Below are 19619 nucleotides of genomic sequence, written 5' to 3' on the forward strand. Positions count from 1 at the left end.
TTGCTTTTATACTGCAAAAATCAACATTAGATTCGACAGCATAACATTTTGAACAATAAATCTTACACGTATGGGATCCGTTAACTGGCTGGCCGTATTGGTTGCCGGCATCTCCTCTTTTGTTGTTGGGGGCATATGGTATTCGCCCAACCTGTTTGGAAAAGCATGGATGAAAGCAAACAATCTTTCTGAAGAAGAGATCAGGCGGGGAAATAAGGGAAAGATTTTCGGATGGACGTTTATCTTTTCCCTGCTCATGGCGGCTAACCTCGGTATGTTTCTTGCCGACACCCCCGGCGACTGCCCGGCGAACTGCGCTCAAAGAACAGATGTTGCATGGGGGGCTACCGCAGGTTTTTTGGCCGGCATATGGACCTTCTGCGCTATTGCCATCCATAGCCTCTTTGAGCTGAAAGGCTGGCGGCTGATACTGATCAATGGATTTTACAGCGTGGTGGCGCTTACCTTAATGGGTGCAATAATAGGCGCATGGAGATGAGGATGGTGAGAGGTGAGGTGTGAATAGTGAGAAGTGAATAGTGAGAAGTGAAAGATGGAATGCTGTGTATTCCTTCGGATTTAGGATTTACGGCTTCGGGCTTAACACATTGAATGTTTGCATCAATGCGTTATCTCCCATCGTTAGTACGTTTTAGCTGAAAGCCGATGGCTGATAGCCCGGAGCTACGGGTGAAATCTCCGTGAATTACGGAAACATATAAACTACTAAAACATTTTACCATGACATTTACAAACGCAATCAGTTGGTTTGAAATTCCGGCCACTGATTTAAACAGGGCAACAAAGTTTTATGAAACAATATTCGATACCCAGCTTATTCCCATGGATATGCCTGAAATAAGGATGCACATGTTTGCATTAACCGATATGATGTCGGGAGTGGGCGGCGCCCTAGTAGATAGCGGAGATTCGCATAAGCCTTCTGCCACAGACGGGCCACTGATCTATTTAAACGGAAGCCCCGATCTGCAGATCGTTTTAGACCGCGTTGAAGCAGCAGGGGGTAAAGTGCTGATGCCCAAAACGGAAATTACACCTGAATATGGCTATATGGCCTTATTCCTTGATACGGAAGGAAACCGGATAGGGTTGCATTCCGGTGCTTAATAAGGGTGGTGAATAGTGAAGGGTGAATGGAGGGAAGTGATGTGATACTCAGAAAGTATTAGCATTAACTAATTGCTTTGTTCATGTGTATTGGCGGGGCCCCGGCGCAAAGCCATATGTATTGTTTGAAAAAAGTATAGTAACCTGAGGCACGTGCCGGGGCGGTTGGGTCATAGGCACGCATAGGGCATATTAAAACTATGTGTGCCTATGTTTCTATGTGGTAAATAGTCAGAAACAATAACAAAGTGATTTTCTTTTCCGAACATCCAAAATTCATGTTATGGTGTTTCAGTGCCGCACGCATGGCTTTGCATGAAAACCCCGGCACGGCACTACGGTTTCAATTCGTAAACTTATATCCCACGCCCCGTATAGAATGAAAATAGCGCGGGTTGCGGCTGTCTTCCTCGAAATATTTTCTAAAGCTGAGTATAAAATTATCAACCGTGCGGGTGGTAGGATATACATTGTAGCCCCAAACAGCCTGTAATATTTTTTCGCGGGGCACCACATCGTTTTTGTTTTCCAGCAACAGCTTCAGGAGCATGGCTTCTTTACGGCTCAGCTCAATAACCTTACCCCGGTAATTGGTGGCCGATTGCGCTTTAAAGTCTATTGTGTTTTTTCCAAACTGGTAGTGATCTCCTACTGTTTCTTTATCCTGCAGCCTTTTGTTTTTATTGATAAGGTTTTTTACACGCAATAAAAGCTCTTCTAAGTTAAAGGGTTTGGTAATATAGTCATCCGCTCCTTTTTTTAAGCCCAGCACTTTTTCCGCGCTGCTGCTTTTGGCGCTTACCATTAATATGGGCGTATCATTATTGTTTAAACGCACATTTTCGGTAACCGCAATGCCATCTATTTCGGGCAGCATTACATCCATAATGATCAGGTCGAAATATTCTTCGCTTATACTTTTCAGCGCCTGAACGCCATCGCCTGCACAGGTAACTTCATATCCTTCCAGCTCAAGGTTGAGCTTTAATGCTTCCTGCAGGTTTTCTTCATCTTCTACCAGTAAAATATATCCCTGTTCCGTTGTTTTACTCATGATGCATCTTCTGTTGTGTGTAATGATATTACAAAAATACATCCGGAAGGGATATTATCCTGCACCGTTATATTTCCATTATGATCTGTAATGATCTTTTTGGTAAGATACAATCCAAGCCCTGTTCCTTTTGTATTCCGCGTGTTTTCATTGCCCGCCCGGTAAAACTTCTCGAATATTTTTCTCTTTTCCTTTTGGGCGATGCCTTTTCCCTGGTCTTTTATCTGTAACTGCACCGTTGCACCGCTTTTTTGCAGTGCAACGGTTACCGGCTTTTGTTTCTCCGAATACTTGATAGCGTTTTCAATAAGATTATTCACCGCTAACTGAAGCAGCAGGCTATCGCCTTTCACATATATACCTGCTTCAATGGTTTCTTCAATTAGCTGGTAAGGGAAGCGTGTTTTAAAATAAGCGGCACTCTCCCCCACCAGCGTGCTCAGGTTGATCACTTCTTTATCGGGCAGGTAATCACCCGCATCTATCTGAGAAGCAAGTAAAATATTATCGCAAAGGTCATTCAGCCTGTTCGACTCCTGGAGGGCATTGTGTAAAAGCTTTTCCTGCTGCGATTCTTCCAGCTTCCTTTTCAGCAGCGTTTCAATGTTGAGCCTGGTGATGGCAATAGGCGTTTTGAGCTCATGGGTGATGGCCATCATAAAATTTTGCTGCTGCGTGTTAAGCTGTATCTGCCGCCGTGTAGCCCGGTAAACAAAAACCGCTCCCACTAATATCAGCAACATAAAAGTAGCTCCCTCTCCCACATACTGGGCTACTTTTCTTTTTTCCTCCTTCTCAATTTCAGCTACTTTAATACTGTAGTCGGGCGCATCCTTTTTTAGTTGCAGCAGCTTATATTCCGACATCTGGGTACTTTGTCTTACCAGCGAAAGAAACCAGAAAACCAGTGCGGTAATGATGTAGGTGAGCAGGAACCAGTATACAATGGTAATAACCGTAAGTCTTTTTCTTTTGTATAAGCTTGCCATCAGCGTTCCACCTTTTCAACGCGGATACCCGCGTTCATAACATGCTTCAGCGGGTTCTCGCGCATGATCTGCTCAAGTGTAAAAGTACATGTGCCGGAATTTTTAAACCGGTAGGGTTGCGGGGTGATCAGTCTTCTTACTTCATAAATATCATCCATGCCCGTACCTAACCATCCTTTGCTGTTATCCGCAAGCGGGATATCCACTCTTTGCTGCTTTACCGTATCCCCGGGCAACTGGTAATTAACACTTAGCCAGATGTTATTGTAATTATAGGCATGGGTATGGCGGAGGGTTACATATATATTATACAGCGCGGCCGTATCGGTAATATTAAATACGATAACGGGCTGAAAAGCGCGGTCCCATTCCTGTGCGGGAATGCTGCTATTCTTTTCAAAAACATCAATGGTTCTGCATGACGAACCACACAAAACCATACTTCCAATAATTACAGCAAAAAAAACTGCTGAACCTGATCTCTTTTTCAAGCACATATAATTTTACTTACAAAACATTTAGCACCTGCTCCTTGGCCTTTTCCAGCTCATCTTTCATAAGCACCACGCATTTTTGAATGGTGGCGTCGTATGCTTTGGCTCCCGTGGTATTAATTTCTCTTCCTATTTCCTGTAAAATAAAGGAAAGCTTCTTTCCTTTGGCCTGCCCGTTTTCTTTGAGCAATGACTGAAAATAATCACAATGATTTTTTAATCGCACCTGTTCTTCGCTAATATCAATCTTTTCAATGTAGTATATCATTTCCTGCTCCAGGCGGTTGCTGTCAAAATTATCCTTTCCTACGTTATCTTCCAGCAGCTTCTTTAATCCTTCACGTATCTTTTGCTGCCGTAAGGGTTCCAGCTCAATCACTTTTTTTTGCTGCTCCCTAATATTATCAATACGCAGCATAAGATCTCTTTCAAGCACGGCGCCTTCATTTACCCGGTGCGCATTAATATTGTTAACAGCGCTGAGCAAAACCTGTTGAAAGCCCTGCCAGTCGTCTTCGTCCAGCACTTCGGTAGAAGGTACCACCACTTCGGGTAATTTGAGCAATGAACTTAAAATGGAGCCGGTATCGAGGTGCAGGTTTTCGGCCAGCTCAGCCAACGACTGGTAATAAGCCTTCGCCAGCTCGGTGTTGATCACAACAGGTCTGGCCGCACCATTTTGCTTAAGCGTAATCATACAATCAATGCTGCCTCTCAGCAAATTTTCGGAAAGCATATTCCTGATATCAAACTCGTAGGGCCGGAGTAAAGAGGGCATCTTCAGGGAAATTTCAAATTGCTTCCCGTTCAGGGATTTGATCTCCACTAAAAATGTTTTTTTCCCAATGGCTTGTTCTGCACGTCCAAATCCCGTCATTGACTTTAGCATACTCCAATATGTTTAGTTGGCAAGGTAATTTATTTTCCGAAGAGTTTACGATAGATTGTGTGTTGCGATACGGATCTCATATCTCCGGGCTGCATACCTTCTGCTGTAATGTTTTCAATACGGATGCGAATTAACCGGAGTACCGGGAAGCCGGTATAAGCCATCATTTTACGTACCTGCCTGTTCTTTCCTTCTGTAAGGATCAGCTTTATCCATGACGTAGGAATATTTTTGCGAAAACGTATGGGAGGATTGCGATCCGGCATGCCAGGCCCTTCTTCCAATAGCAAGGGCTTGCAGGGTTGGGTACGGTAGCGGGCGCCATTGATATTGATGGGTATGCCTGCTGTTAACTCCTGCAATGCCTTATCCGTTATTAATCCTTCGCACTGGGCCAGGTATTCCCGTTCGTGCACAAATTGCGGATGCAGCAAACGATGATTTAAAGAAACATCGTTGGTTAAAATAAGAAGGCCTTCACTATCGTAGTCTAACCTTCCCACCGGGTACACATCTTTTTCAACCGTAAAAAAATCTTTCAGGCATGCTTTGCCATCAGAAGAGGTAAACTGTGATAATACCAGGTAAGGTTTATAAATGATGTAGTATTTGTATTGCATGTCAAATAAAAAAGCCTCCCGTTTTGCGGGAGACTTCATTATATGGATGGGTTAGTAAGTACCGGGAAATAAATTTCCCAACACAATATTAAAAATAATTTTTTCTAACAAGAAAATTTTTCGATTAATTTTTATACACATTTTGGCTCGCCCGCTTGTGGATATCAGCAACTTTTTAAAAAAGGGGTACCGGAAACTTGTGATTCTACGTTTTGGTGTTCCTCTTTTTCCCGGCTATAAATACACCTCTTAAAAAAACGTTTCCACTTCTTTATAAAAATAAAGTTTGCTGCAATGCGGTTTTGTTTTCTTTGTAACTATTGATACCACTGCATTAGCCGCGTTTCATTTATTCCGTTATGCAGTTGAAAAGCAATTAAAGAAACCGGCAGAATTAGTTTACCGAAGTTGTACAAGCTGTTTTACTTTTGCTAAAACTTAGCTCATGAAATTTCCATCTCCCGTTTCTGTTCAATGGTTAGCGGCATTAATTGACGCCGGCATTGCGGGTAACATTAACGGTTCCGTAACTGGTATAAATGAAATTCATAGGGTAGAACCCGGCGATATTGTATTTGTAGACCATCCCAAGTATTATGATCAATGCATTAATTCTGCGGCAACCTGCATCATCATTAATAATATAACGGCCTTCCCGGAAGAGAAAACATTACTGGTAACTGAAAACCCTTTTGAAGCCTATCTTACCATCGTTCGTCATTTCAGGCCCTACACTCCGGCTATTAAAGCGGTCAGCGACACCGCGGTAATCGGAAAAGGAACATCCATAGCGCCGGGTGTGGTTATTGGAAATGAAGTAACGATTGGAAATAATTGCATCATCCATCCTAATGTTACTATTCTTGATCATTGCACCATTGGCAATAATGTAATCATACAGCCGGGTACGGTTATTGGTTCCGATGCGTTTTACTATAACAGCAAAAAGAACCGTGAAGTATGGTATAAGAAAATGGAAAGCTGCGGAAGGGTGGTTATAGAAGATGACGTGGAAATTGGAGCGGGCTGCACCATTGATCGTGGTGTAACCAATGATACCGTAATTGGCCGCGGCACCAAAATGGATAACATGGTGCATGTTGGACATGACACCATCATCGGTAAAAATTGTTTGCTGGCAGCGCAGGTTGGTATAGCGGGTGGTGTTGAAATAGGTAATGGCGTAACCTTATGGGGGCAGGTGGGTGTAAGCAAAACATTAACTATAGAAGATAATGTTACGGTGCTGGCACAAAGCGGTGTGGGCGGCTTATTAGAAAAAGGAAAAACCTATTTTGGTTCTCCTGCAGATGATGCAGGGATAAAGAAACGCGAACTGGTTTGGATAAAACGTATACCGGAAATATGGAAAAAGGTAATGATGGTGAATGGGCAGTAGGCAATGGGCAATGGTGAATGCACTTTTCATTTCGGGAGACGATAGACGTGAAATTTTTTCACCGCTCACTACTGAATATTGTTCTCAGGAACGTTTTCTTTCAACGGTTCTTCTTTTTCAGGTTCAGGCTCACTGTTCATCTTAGCCCTCATCTCCTCCTCAATCCTTGCTCTCTTCTCCTCAATCCTTGCTCTCATTTCTTCAATGGTATTCATGTAGGGGTAATAATCAGAGGGAAGAAAATCCGCCATTTTTTCCCAGGCCCAGTAACCCAGTGTAAGCACATCTTTCTGGTCAAAATAATAACCGTTTTCTTCAACAATAATGCCATTGGCAAGATCCAGTATGGATATTTGCACAGGGGTGCTCATGGGCAGCTTGTTGGCAGCCAGGTAAGCAGGTCCGGGTTTTTCTTTTGAATATACCACCCTGAGCTTGCCGGGAAAGAACAGCTCCACCCGTTTAAATTCAAGGGTATCGTAATAAGGCGCTTCATACGGGTTATATATCGGTGAAGGGTCGCTATTGCCATCGCCAATAAGCTCAATCCTGAATCCATCGCCATTTAATGTACTGTCGTGGTAGGCCCGCAAAAACTGAAGTACAGATCCGTTATACGCTGTTTTCCTTTTTTCCGTCCATACCAGCATTTCTTCATCGCTACCCTCCATTTGCTCGTAAAAGGGATAGCCGGCATAAAGCGTTTTGCCATTATCATATTCATGCACAAAGGAATCCAGTTGGTATTTAATAACATAGCCCAGGGCTTTGTTATTGATGATCAGAACGGAATCGCCTGTAACCTTCAGCCGCTTTCTTTTTCTGCTGTAAAAAAAGCGCAGTACTTCGGGGTTTACAATTTCACATTCCTTACTGTTGCCGGTTTTACCTATAAAATTGTCTGTAAGGAACTGCCCGTATTTTTCCCAGCCGTCCGCTACTTCATTAGTAGCAACAATAGCTACCTCTTCGAGGCTTTTCTCCTTTTGGTTAAGTGCTATGGTAAGATCAGCTACTTCGGGCATGGTATTGCTGATGCGGACAGATTGCGTTTCCAGTCCCATGAACGAAACCACCAGGTCATAACCGCCATTGCTTAAATTAAGCCGGAACTCGCCGTTGGCATTGGTAACTGTGCCAATGGTAGTATTCTGACAAAATACCGAAGCGCCCTGTAAGGGTTGCTGGGTGAGGGAATCTATTACTTTCCCGGCTACGCGAAAACTACCCTGTGCCATTACAAAAACAGGCAGCAAAAGCACCGGTAATAATTTTACTATTCTTATCATTAGCTAATAGTTATGAAGCGCAATGTAATTTATAACGAAAGAAAACCTGTTGCATACCATTCCTTTCGTTGCAGGTTATCAAATGACAAATGCCCTGCCATTTTATGTTTTCTGTAAAATATATAATAACATTAACGTGGCAGAATTATTGCATGGATCTGTATTCATTACAGTATTCTTCAATAGTTTGCTGCAGCGGCCGGTATGCAAATTGTGGTAATGCTTTCAGGAGTTTGCTGCTGTCAAAATATACTTTTATGCCTGCCGTCTCTGTAGCTGCTTTGGTAAGCAACGGTTCGCCTCCTGCAAACCATCCTCTTATCTTTTCTATACGCCACAACAAACCTGCCATATAGGGGGAAACTTTTTTAAAAGGAGGCTTTTTGCCAAAAGCCGTTGCCATTGCGGTAAACAATTTTTTGAATGGCCAGTTTTCAGCGCTAATGATAAACCTTTCATTAGTGATATCGCTTTCCATAAGCAATATCATGGCGCTGGCAACATCAGCGACGTCTACCATACCGCTGATACCTTCGGTATACCAGGGAAACTGATTCCAGGCTTTTTTAAAAATGGCGGAAGACCCGGTTTCCCAGTTCCCCACTCCCAAAATGAGCGTGGGGTTTACAATAACGGCATTTAACCCTTCGCTTATGCCCCGCCATACTTCCAGTTCCGCGAAATACTTACTGCGTCCGTAGTCGGAACTATTACTGTCTTCTTCCCACCGGGTTGCTTCGGTTACCTGCATGCCATCGCGCTTGCGTCCCAGCGCCGAAACAGAACTTACGTGCATTAATTTTTGTACGCCTGTTTTGAGCGCTGCATTCACTATATTGGCAGTGCCTTCCGCATTTACTTTAAGCAGTTCATACTTTTTTTTAGGATTGAAAGATACCGTGGCGGCACAATGATAAACCTGCTGCACCTGGCGCATGATCTCTTCCAGCAGTACCACATCATGAATATCGCCTTTGATCCATTGTACCTGGCTTGCATAACCGGTTTGCGGGATTTTTTTCCGGTAAAGCGCAATTACTTTTTTTTCACGGGCAACCAGTTCGCGTAAAAGATAGCTGCCTAATAACCCTGTGCCGCCCGTAACAAAAACCATTTGGATTTGTGATTTGAGATTTATGATTTGAGATTCCAACATCCCCGCATTTTCATATTAGCCACGGCGGACAGATTTGATTTTGATACTTTGCTGTTCCCTTGCAACCTGTAACCATCTCCCCATTTTCACATTTCCACATTTCTCACATCTCCACATTTTTCTATCCTACACCAGCCCTGTAAACTGCCTCAGAAATCGTACATCATTTTCACTAAAAAGGCGGATATCGTTAATGCCGTATTTTAAAAGCGCGGGACGCTCAACGCCCATACCAAAAGCGAAACCGGTATATTTATCCGGATCAATATGGCAGTTTTCCAGCACCTTCGGATGCACCATGCCGCAGCCCAGTATTTCAAGCCAGCCCGTGTGCTTGCATACATTACAACCTTTGCCTTTACACAACAGGCAACTGATATCCATTTCGGCGCTGGGTTCGGTAAAAGGGAAATAGCTGGGGCGGAAACGAACACTCACATCATTGCCGTACATTTCTTTTACAAAAAAGTAAAGGGTTTGTTTAAGATCGGCGAAAGAAACATCTTCATCAATATACAATCCTTCTACCTGGTGAAAAAAGCAATGGCTGCGGGCGCTGATGGTTTCATTGCGATATACTCTTCCCGGGCATATAATACGCAAAGGCAAAATGCCCTTTTCCATTTCCCTTATCTGGATATTGCTGGTGTGTGTGCGTAGCATCCAGGCAGGATCGGTTGAAATATAAAACGTATCCTGCATGTCGCGTGCAGGATGATATTCGGGCAAATTAAGCGCGGTAAAATTATGCCAGTCATCTTCTATTTCGGGCCCTTCGGCAACCGAAAAGCCCAAACGCTGAAAGATGGAGACGATGCGGTTGCGCATCATGCTAACAGGATGGCGGCTGCCCACAGGAATAACATCCCCCGGCAAACTCAGGTCAATAGCAGCAACAGATGACGCCTGCCCGTTCAACCCGGTTTCTTTCAGCTCGTTATATTTCGTTTCTGTAAATTGCTTGAACTCGTTTAATATTTGTCCAAATTCCTTTTTCCGGTCTGCAGGCACCTGCTTCATTTCACCCATCAGGTTTTTTACCAGGCCTTTGGTACCCAGATAAGTAATGCGGAATTGTTCGGCGGCTTCTGCCCCGGCGGCTTTATAGGCATTTATTTCCCGGCGGTATGCCTCAATCTTTTGTAACAACGCTTCCATTGCGCGAAGATAAGAAAAGGAAAATCTTTAATACAGATCATCCAGCTTCATCTTCAGGTATTTGGTTACGCTCCGGTGGGTGCTGATGAAGGTGATAACGATCCCAATGACAATGAGTCCCAAAAATAAAAAAGCCAAAAGGGTATAATCGCGCAGCGCCTTAATTTCGGGGAGCCATTTTTCAACGCTAAAAATAAAGATGAGTACCACCGCTATTGCTATGAGGGCGCTTACAAAGCCGTTCGCCACTGCTTTTAAATCAAAAGGCTTGGAAATAAACCAGCGGGTAGCGCCCACCATTTGCATGGTTTTAATCAAAAACCGGTTACTGAACATTGCCAGCTTGATCGTATTGTCGATGAGAATAAGCACCAGAATACCCAATAAGGTTACGGCGCCCAGCAAAACCCAGCCTACCTTGCGTACTACATTATTGAGGTTGCTCACTACTTCATCTGGGTACCTGATATCGCTGACAATAATGTTTTGTGAAAGATCTGCGGTTATATTGGTAAGGGTGTCCTTATTTACATATTCCGATTTAAGATTAAAGTCAATGCTCGCAGGGAGGGGGTTGTAATCCAGCACTTTATCCCAGTCTTCATTGCCGTCTTTTATAAACTTCTCCCTCGCTATTTCTTTGGTAACATGCTCTGCCGCTGAAGCATAGGGTTTTGACCTGATGTAGGAGATCAGGCTGTCAATATCTGCCTGGGGAGCATTTTCACGCAGGTATACCTGCACCTGCACGCTTCCGCGGAAATACCGTTCGAGCTTGCTGCCGTTTATAACAAACCAGCCTAAAATACCAACCAGGATCAGCAGGGAAGCTACGCCAAGAATACTAAAGAAATAAGAAGGTTTACTCCTTCTCATAGAAGTTTTACTGATTTCAATCATTGAAACAGGATTAATTAAGTTCTGTAATGATAGCATTTTGCCAAAAGCAGGAAAATCTTTTTTCACTTTCCGGTTTTCAGGCGCAATGCGAATTTCCGGTTTATTACTACAAACGTAGTGACGGTACGGCCGGCGTTGGGCAAAATTAACGGTTTTATGGCTGCTTTCCGTAATTTTGCCCCCCACTTAACGGCCGATTGAATTGAATATTTTTACAATGGCCATTTACTTTGTACGATAAGGGATTTTTAACATTATGGAATACAATTTCAAAGCAATAGAGCAACGCTGGCAGCATAAATGGAAAGCGGAAGGTATATACAAGGTGGGGAATGATGCCGGCAAACCCAAATATTATGTTTTGGATATGTTCCCGTACCCGAGCGGCGCCGGTTTACATGTGGGTCATCCTTTGGGGTATATTGCCAGTGATATCTTTGCCCGCTATAAACGGCTGAAAGGCTTCAATGTATTACATCCTATGGGGTATGATGCTTTTGGACTGCCAGCCGAGCAATATGCCATTGATCATGGCATTCATCCTGCCGTATCTACCGAAAATAATATTAATACGTTCAGAAAGCAGTTAGATAATATTGGATTTTGCTACGACTGGAGCCGGGAGATCCGTACCAGCGATCCTTCTTACTACAAATGGACCCAATGGATCTTTTTGCAGTTATTTAAAAGCTGGTATAATCGCAGCGCTAGCAAAGCCGAAAGTATAGATGGGTTGATCACCATTTTTGAAACAGAAGGAAATGTTAATCATCCTTTCCCGAATAATAAATCTCAAATAATAAATCTCAAACCTGTCCGCCGTGGCGGATCTCAAATTTTTACCGCCCCCGACTGGAAGGGATTTGATGAGGCTACACAACAGGCCATCCTGATGGAATACCGGTTGGCTTACTGCGGCTATGGCGAGGTAAACTGGTGCGAGGCCCTGGGAACGGTATTAGCCAATGATGAAGTAATTAACGGGGTTAGTGAACGCGGCGGTTACCCGGTGATAAAGAAAAAGTTGCGGCAATGGTATTTACGGATAACCGAATATGCCGACCGCCTGCAGGGCGATCTTGATACATTAGAGTGGAGCGATGCCATGAAAGAAATGCAGACCAACTGGATTGGCAAAAGCAGCGGAGCGGAGATTAAATTTGAAATTTTAAATTTGAAATTTCAAATTGTAGCATACACTACCCGCCCCGACACCATATTTGGAGTGGATTTTATGGTGCTGGCGCCGGAGCATGAACTGGTGGAGCAAATAACCACAGCGGAGCAAAAAGCGGCGGTGGAGGAATATTTGGCCTATGTAAAAAGCCGCAGTGAACGGGAACGCATGACCGAAAAAAAGATCACCGGTTGTTTTACCGGCGCCTATGCGGTTAATCCGTTGAGCGGAAAGCAAATTCCGGTATGGATCAGTGAATATGTATTAGCCGGCTATGGTACCGGTGCTATTATGGCCGTGCCCTGCGGCGATGAACGCGACCATAAATTCGCGAAGCATTTTAATATACCCGTTACCAATATTATAGGCGGTTATTATAATGGAGAAGAAGCCAACGCTACCAAAGAAGCGGTATTACAGAACAGCGGTTTTTTGGATGGTATGGTAATGAAGGATGCCGCGGAAGTAGTGATACACTGGTTAGAAGATAATGAAGAAGGGGTAAGAAAAGTGAATTATAAAATGCGGGACGCAGCGTTCAGCCGCCAGCGTTACTGGGGCGAGCCTTTTCCCATTGTATGGAAGAACGGCATTGCGTATCCTTTAGATGAAAGTGAGCTGCCGTTGGAATTGCCGCATGTGGAATCGTATAAGCCGGGGCCGGAAGGAGAAGGACCTTTGGCGAATATTAAAACGTGGACAGCGCAGCACCTTGAAACCAACACCATGCCCGGATACGCCGGCAGCAGTTGGTATTTTTTGCGGTATATGGATCCGCATAACGACAAAGCTTTTTGCGACAGGAAAGCATCCGACTACTGGAACCAGGTTGACCTGTACATAGGCGGCACCGAGCATGCAGTGGGACATTTGCTGTACAGCCGCATGTGGACGAAAGTTTTGTACGACCTGGGCTATATCGGTTTTAATGAACCGTTTAAAAAATTACTGAACCAGGGGATGATACAGGGGAGCAGCAGGTTTGTTCATAGGATAGATTTGAAAAACAGCACTTCTGGCAAACCCAAACAAATATTTATTTCCAGAAATGTTCTAACAAAAGTTGAGCAATCTATAAATCCGGGAGATTCAATCGGACATTTAATCAGACTTAAACTTCCTGATATATATAAGACTATAGACTTTTCAGATATAGCGCAAAAAACAGATCTAATTCCGGCGTCTATTCATGTTGACGTAAATATTGTTGACGGCATTGAATTAGATATTGAAGCTTTTAAAAAATGGCGCAACGGCGAATATGCCAATGCTGAGTTTATTTTGGAAGATGATGGCAAATACATTTGCGGCGTGGAAGTAGAGAAAATGTCCAAATCGAAATTCAATACAGTTAACCCCGATGATCTCGTTTTGAAATACGGCGCCGACACTTTCCGCATGTATGAAATGTTCCTTGGCCCGGTGGAGCAAAGCAAGCCCTGGGATACCAAGGGTATTGAAGGGGTGCACCGTTTCCTCAAAAAATTATGGCGTTTGTTTTACGATGAGCAAAAAGGGAAAATCTGGACAGAGGAAAAACCTACGGCTGATGAATTAAAGGTATTGCACCGCACCATTAAGAAAGTAGAAGATGATACTGAACGTTTTTCTTTCAATACGGCAGTGAGCGCCTTTATGATCGCGGTGAATGAGCTGTCCGATCTGCAATGTCATAAAAAAGCGATCCTGAAAAATATACTGGTGCTGTTAACGCCTTATGCGCCGCATATCGCCGAGGAACTGTGGCAGCAGTTGGGTAACAGCGGCAGTGTGCTGGATGCTCCCTATCCGGTGTTTGAAGAAAAGTATGTAATAGAATCATCTAAATCTTACCCGGTAGCCATTAATGGTAAAACACGCACAGAAATAAATATCGCGCTGGATACCACCCAGCAGCAGGTGGAAGATCTGGTGCTTGCTAATGAGGCAGTGCAAAAATGGCTGGAAGGCAAATCACCCAAGAAAATTATTTACGTTAAGAACCGGATGATTAACGTGGTGGTGTAAGTAGGTTGCAGGGTTCAGGTTACAAGTTACAGGTTGCAAGGAAATTTGTCTTTGTAACCGGCGCCTCAAAAGGGTAAGGAATAAGGGGCGCGTGAATGGCAATGGTGAATTCTGCCCTCACCTCGTGAACGATAAACGTGAAACGATAGACGATAAACTATTCACCTCTCACGTTTCATCTCTCACCTGGTGAACAACTATTCACTATTCACTTCTCACTATTCACTCTTCTTCACAAACCGTATCATCGCGCTGCTGCCTTCATTGCTTTCAAGCCGCGCTTCATAACGCTTCTCTCCAATATAGGCAACCATAAAAGAAGTATTGGGCGGAATGGATCCCAGGTTTTCTGCCACCATTACCAGCTCATTGCTTTGCTGCAATTCGTTAACCGGCAGCTTTACAATAAATGGTTTATCGGTAAGATAAATATGCTGAAAGATTAGCCTGTCGTTTAAAAACAGGGTAATTGAATCGCCGTCTATCTCGGCATTATCATAAAAATTCAGTTCAATAGAATCGCCGGATAAAGGTATTTCGAGTACCGGTATTTTTTGCCTTTGCGTAAACTTCTGTTCAATGGTAAGCGGCGCTGCTATGCTCACCGGCGGCGCCTGGGGTTGTATGGCAACTGCTGGAGGGTTTACTTTTTCTTTTATTACAGGGGTTGTAATTACCACGGGGTTTTCTGCTATTACGGGAGCGGGCTGCCTTGCAATTAATCCCACACTGTCAATGATGTATGGATCATTAGCGCCGGCAGTAAAGTTTTCAATTATGAAATCCCATTCATCATAAAAGGAAGGATGGTTGGTTTTATCCAGGCGTACTTCACCCTTTGATCTGTTTTCATCTTCTTTCAACGAGGCTTCACCCTCCAGTTTCATAATACCGCCACCGGGACAATTAAAGTCTGCCTGCGAAAGCAAAGCATCTTTGCCCGGAGAGCCAATGGCCGTTCTTCCGCTTTTTTCTTCTAACAGCTCATCATCCCACCATACGGCAACATTGTTAGGTCCGTCAAAAAATCCTTTTATGCTGTAGCGCCGGTAATTACCGGGCGACTGGAAATAGTAGGATGTGCCGGTAAGGCTGTCTCCCTTTTGTATGAGCTTCAGCTCTACTTTTTGCCGGTTTATTTTACCATGCCATACGCCGGTGATCATTTGGGCAGCAGCCTGCTGCCCAAACAGGGAAATAACAATAATGAAAATACTATTATTCAGTACACTCCGTTTCAAAGTCCGAATTTTGGATGTAACGGATAGTAGCGGCGATTATTTTGCCAGGATGGTTTTATGAAACCCTTTTAACTAAATATTGTTTTTCTTCGAAAACTTAAACATAACATGCCATTTAGCCAGGGATGAAATTAACAACCATACAACTTAAATATACGTCTTATCTTTGCCCCTCCTTACCACTGCCCGTGCAGCAGATATTAGCTGTAAGAGCGGATTTGATATAAGATGAATTTGAATGTGTTGCTGGAAGCGTATTTAGAAGATACCCGCATTTTTCAGATTGCGGACAGGATCGTATTGTCTAAACCCCAACGTATTTTTCTTAAAAACCTGTATGGCAGCGCTTCACAATTTGTTTTCGGATCCGTTTTTCGCCACGACCTGGCTTCCCAGTTAAACCATCTTGTTATATTAAATGACGCGGAAGAAGCTGCTTATTTTCACAACACTTTAGAAAACCTTACCTCGGCGCTCAACGTCTTTTATTTCCCTTCTTCTTTTAAAAACAGGAAGAACTACAGGCAACTCAATGCATCGCATGTAATGCTGCGCACGGAAATGCTTACCCGCTTTTCTACCGCAACCGGCAACAGGGTAGGCGCCATTATTACACATCCCGAAGCGCTGTTTGAGAAAGTGGTATTACCTAAAACCCTTTCGGGCAATATCATTCGCATTAAAGCCGGCGATAGCATCAATGTAAATGAATTGCTATCGCTGTTTGTGGATTATGGCTTTGAAAGAACCGATTTTGTATACGAGCCCGGCCAATTTGCCCTGCGCGGGGGTATACTCGATATTTATTCCTTTGGTAATGAAAAACCCTATCGCGTTGAATTGTTTGGCAATGACGTGGATTCCATACGCATTTTTGACCCGGAAACACAGTTAAGCGAGAGAAAGTTATTGCAGGTAACCATTATCCCCAATGTGGAAACACAGTTTGATTCCGGCGAAAAAGTTTCCCTCCTGGAATTCCTTCCTGAAAATACCGTAATATGGGTGCAGGACTGGGATGTGGTAAAAGAAAAGCTGCAGGTGCAGGAAGAAGACCTTGAAATATTTTTCAGGGTGCAGGAAACAGCAAAAAAGCCACAGAACGACAACGATGATAATTTAGAAAAGAAAGATGTAAGCAGCGATGATTTTGTGCCGGTAGCCGCTATTGAAGAACAATTACAATCGCGGCATATCGTTGAATTTGGGCATACCCCTCATTTTGGCGGTATAGAAATAGCGTTTGACACTAAAGAACAGCCTTCTTTTAACCGCCAGTTCGACTTCCTGATCAAAGACCTGAAAAACTGGGAGGCAAAAAAATACAGCATTTACCTGTTCGCGGAAAACCCGAGACAATTAGAAAGGGTGCACAGCATTCTGGCAGACATGAAAGCGGAAATACAGTTTACTCCTGTACCGATTTCCATTCATGGTGGATTTATTGCGCACGACCTTAAAGTGGTTTGCTATACGGATCACCAGATCTTTCAGCGCTATCACAAATACAGGATCAAGCAGGCTTATAATAAAAACAAAGCGCTTACGCTTCGTTCCCTGCGCGAATTGCAGCCGGGCGATTATGTTACGCACATTGATCATGGCGTAGGTATTTACAGCGGACTCCAAAAAATTGAAGTGAACGGCAAGCTGCAGGAAGCTGTCCGGATCATATATAAGGATACGGATATCCTGTATGTTAATATTAACTCGCTTCATAAAATAGCCAAGTATACGGGTAAAGAGGGCAGCGTACCCAAGGTTAATAAGTTGGGCAGCGATGTATGGAACCGGCTGAAAGAGAAAACGAAAGCGAAGGTCAAGGAAATCGCTTTCGACCTTATTCAATTATATGCGCAACGTAAGGCGCAGGTAGGTTTTGCCCATAGCCCCGATAATTATATGCAAACCGAGTTGGAAGCTTCCTTTATTTATGAAGACACGCCCGACCAGAGCAAATCATCGGCAGATGTAAAAAAAGATATGGAAGTGCCGCATCCTATGGACAGGCTGGTTTGCGGTGATGTGGGCTTTGGTAAAACGGAAATAGCGGTTCGTGCGGCGTTTAAAACCTGTTGCGATAATAAGCAGGCCGCTGTTCTGGTGCCTACTACTATTCTTGCGTTCCAGCATTATAAAACATTTAAAGACCGGCTTAAGGATTTTCCGGTAACAGTGGATTATATCAATCGCTTTAAATCATCTAAAGAAAAAAAAGAAACCCTTCAAAAATTACAGGAGGGTAAAATTGATATTATTATCGGCACACATGCGCTGGTTGGGAAAGAGGTGAAGTTTAAGGACCTGGGCCTGCTGGTGATAGATGAGGAACAAAAATTTGGTGTGGGGCATAAAGAGAAGATCAAAACGCTTAAAACAAATGTAGATTGCCTTACACTAACGGCCACGCCTATTCCAAGAACACTGCAGTTCAGCCTGATGGGTGCACGTGATTTAAGCATCATTAATACCCCCCCGCCAAACCGTCAGCCCATACAAACAGAGGTGCAGGTGTTTAATGAAGATAATATCCGCGACGCCATATATTATGAAACGGAAAGAGGCGGACAGGTATTTTTTATACACAACCGCGTGCTGGGGTTGAATGAAATGGCTAACATTATACAGGGCCTCTGCCCCGACCTGAGCATAGGCGTAGCTCACGGGCAATTGGAAGGTCATATACTGGAAGAGCGGATACTGGATTTTATTGAACATAAATATGATGTGCTGGTATCTACTAATATTGTAGAGAGCGGGGTGGATATACCGAATGTAAATACCATTATTGTTAACAATGCACACCAGTTTGGTTTAAGCGATCTGCACCAGTTGCGGGGACGCGTGGGTAGAAGCAACAAAAAGGCCTTTTGTTACCTCCTGGCGCCGCCGGTAAGCACATTGCCGGATGATTCGCGCAAGCGCCTGCAAACGCTGGAGCAGCATAGCGAGCTGGGCAGCGGCTTCCAGATTGCCATGCGCGACCTTGATATTCGTGGCGCGGGTAATTTGCTGGGCGGCGAGCAGAGTGGCTTTATGGCCGAGATAGGCTTTGAAATGTATCAGAAAATATTAGATGAAGCCATCAGGGAATTAAAACGCACATCATTCCGGGAGGTATTTAAGGAAGAAATTCAGAAGCAGGAAGATTTTGTGCAGGATTGTACTATTGATACCGATCTTGAAATACTGATCCCTGATGCTTACGTGGAGAGCATCAATGAAAGATTGTCGTTATACACCCGCTTAGACAATTGTGATACGGAAGAAGATCTGCAACAGTTTCATACAGAGATGGGAGACCGTTTTGGCCCTGTACCATCCCAGGTGGAAGACCTTTTTACTACCGTGCGCTGCCGGCGGCTGGCGGTAGCGCTTGGATTTGAAAAAATGGTGCTGAAAGGAGAAACCCTGAGGTGCTATTTTATTAATAACCCCGACTCACCCTATTTTGAATCGGACACCTTCAATAAGATGCTGCAGTTTGTGCAAACCCTTACACATAAGGCAAGACTAAAACAAACGGGAAGAAACTTCCTGCTCGTTCATGAAGATATAGGCGGGATGGAGCAATTGTATCATTTCCTGTTTAAAATGCATCAATACACGAGAGAACAGGTTAACGTGGTATGAAATGCGGAAGCCGGGCCCGGCGAATAGATTATGAAATTTCTCTGAATTGAATTATATTTCCATACAAAATTATAATGTCATGGAACAACAAAACTCCCTCCTTGGAACAGATGAACAACCGCTTTTACAACCCACAAGCGATGAAAAAACATTGGCCATTCTTTCGCATATTCTCACTTTGGTAGTTTGGTTATTTGCACCGCTGATCATTTACCTGATTAAAAAAGATGAATCTCAATTTGTTGCCGCTCATGCAAAGGAATCCCTGAATTTCCAGATAACGGTTGCGCTGGCCTGCATTGTATTGTTTATCACGATTATTGGTATTTTTTTATTGTGGATCGTGGGCATCATTGCTTTGATCCTTGTAATTGTAGCTACTATTAAAGCCAATGACGGGAAATTGTACCGCTATCCTTTTACATTAAGGCTGATCAAATAAGAACATGCCGGAATGCTGGTGATGGGCGAAGGTGAGGAGTAAA

The 19619-nt window shown here is 43.7% G+C and carries 16 protein-coding genes; 6 read left to right on the forward strand and 10 right to left on the reverse strand.

What is annotated here, in order from left to right:
• Positions 1–70 precede the first annotated feature (70 nt).
• Both PLE34_RS03720 and PLE34_RS03725 read left to right on the forward strand, forming a co-directional pair.
• On the forward strand, positions 71–499 hold the full coding sequence (locus tag PLE34_RS03720; RefSeq protein ID WP_324554354.1) for a DUF1761 domain-containing protein: 429 nt from the start codon (positions 71–73) through the stop codon (positions 497–499).
• 242 nt (positions 500–741) lie between these two features.
• On the forward strand, positions 742–1128 hold the full coding sequence (locus PLE34_RS03725) for a VOC family protein (RefSeq protein WP_324554356.1): 387 nt from the start codon (positions 742–744) through the stop codon (positions 1126–1128).
• Between the two features lie 343 nt (positions 1129–1471).
• Here the strand turns inward: PLE34_RS03725 and PLE34_RS03730 are convergent, their stop codons facing one another.
• From PLE34_RS03730 to PLE34_RS03750, 5 genes are read right to left on the reverse strand one after another with little or no spacing between them, the layout of a single operon-like run.
• Entirely contained in the window at positions 1472–2182 is a 711-nt protein-coding gene (locus tag PLE34_RS03730) for a response regulator transcription factor (protein WP_324554358.1), read from the reverse strand.
• Complete coding sequence (locus tag PLE34_RS03735) at positions 2179–3171, reverse strand: sensor histidine kinase (RefSeq protein WP_324554360.1); 993 nt, start codon at positions 3169–3171, stop codon at positions 2179–2181. The genes PLE34_RS03730 and PLE34_RS03735 overlap by 4 nt, the downstream gene beginning before the upstream one ends.
• Positions 3171–3662, reverse strand: a complete 492-nt coding sequence (locus PLE34_RS03740) for a gliding motility lipoprotein GldH (protein WP_324554362.1) — start codon at positions 3660–3662, stop codon at positions 3171–3173. The genes PLE34_RS03735 and PLE34_RS03740 overlap by 1 nt, the downstream gene beginning before the upstream one ends.
• A 16-nt stretch (positions 3663–3678) precedes the next feature.
• A complete protein-coding gene (locus tag PLE34_RS03745; RefSeq protein WP_324554364.1) occupies positions 3679–4554 on the reverse strand; it encodes a YicC/YloC family endoribonuclease in 876 nt (291 codons plus the stop codon).
• Positions 4555–4583: 29 nt separating this feature from the next.
• Positions 4584–5213 (reverse strand): pseudouridine synthase, encoded by a 630-nt coding sequence (locus PLE34_RS03750; RefSeq protein WP_324554366.1) that lies wholly within the window; start codon positions 5211–5213, stop codon positions 4584–4586.
• 406 nt (positions 5214–5619) lie between these two features.
• Between PLE34_RS03750 and PLE34_RS03755 the strand changes: the two genes are divergently transcribed.
• Positions 5620–6573 carry a UDP-3-O-(3-hydroxymyristoyl)glucosamine N-acyltransferase gene (locus tag PLE34_RS03755; RefSeq protein WP_324554368.1) on the forward strand — a complete coding sequence of 318 codons (954 nt, stop codon included), beginning with the start codon at positions 5620–5622 and terminating at the stop codon, positions 6571–6573.
• A gap of 68 nt (positions 6574–6641) precedes the next feature.
• Here the strand turns inward: PLE34_RS03755 and PLE34_RS03760 are convergent, their stop codons facing one another.
• The 4 genes from PLE34_RS03760 to PLE34_RS03775 form a co-directional block, all read right to left on the reverse strand.
• A complete protein-coding gene (locus PLE34_RS03760; RefSeq protein WP_324554370.1) occupies positions 6642–7862 on the reverse strand; it encodes a carboxypeptidase-like regulatory domain-containing protein in 1221 nt (406 codons plus the stop codon).
• A gap of 145 nt (positions 7863–8007) precedes the next feature.
• The gene (locus PLE34_RS03765) at positions 8008–8976 is read right to left on the reverse strand and encodes an NAD-dependent epimerase/dehydratase family protein (protein ID WP_324554372.1); all 969 of its coding nucleotides are present in this window, start codon (positions 8974–8976) and stop codon (positions 8008–8010) included.
• 168 nt (positions 8977–9144) lie between these two features.
• Complete coding sequence (gene pheS / locus PLE34_RS03770) at positions 9145–10176, reverse strand: phenylalanine--tRNA ligase subunit alpha (RefSeq protein ID WP_324554374.1); 1032 nt, start codon at positions 10174–10176, stop codon at positions 9145–9147.
• A gap of 27 nt (positions 10177–10203) precedes the next feature.
• Positions 10204–11052 (reverse strand): cell division protein FtsX, encoded by an 849-nt coding sequence (locus tag PLE34_RS03775; protein WP_324554376.1) that lies wholly within the window; start codon positions 11050–11052, stop codon positions 10204–10206.
• 280 nt (positions 11053–11332) lie between these two features.
• On the opposite strand from PLE34_RS03775, the gene PLE34_RS03780 reads away from it, so the two are divergent.
• On the forward strand, positions 11333–14260 hold the full coding sequence (locus PLE34_RS03780; RefSeq protein ID WP_324554378.1) for a leucine--tRNA ligase: 2928 nt from the start codon (positions 11333–11335) through the stop codon (positions 14258–14260).
• 218 nt (positions 14261–14478) lie between these two features.
• Here the strand turns inward: PLE34_RS03780 and PLE34_RS03785 are convergent, their stop codons facing one another.
• Entirely contained in the window at positions 14479–15501 is a 1023-nt protein-coding gene (locus PLE34_RS03785; RefSeq protein ID WP_324554380.1) for a hypothetical protein, read from the reverse strand.
• Between the two features lie 228 nt (positions 15502–15729).
• Between PLE34_RS03785 and mfd the strand changes: the two genes are divergently transcribed.
• Together mfd and PLE34_RS03795 are read left to right on the forward strand one after the other, a co-directional pair.
• Positions 15730–19134, forward strand: coding sequence for a transcription-repair coupling factor (mfd, locus tag PLE34_RS03790; protein ID WP_324554382.1), 3405 nt, complete (start codon positions 15730–15732; stop codon positions 19132–19134).
• 79 nt (positions 19135–19213) lie between these two features.
• Positions 19214–19576: a DUF4870 domain-containing protein gene (locus PLE34_RS03795; RefSeq protein ID WP_324554384.1), complete on the forward strand. Its 363-nt coding sequence runs from the start codon at positions 19214–19216 to the stop codon at positions 19574–19576.
• Positions 19577–19619: the final 43 nt, after the last annotated feature.

The organism is Agriterribacter sp., from assembly GCF_035445465.1.
Taxonomy (GTDB): Bacteria; Bacteroidota; Bacteroidia; order Chitinophagales; family Chitinophagaceae; genus Agriterribacter.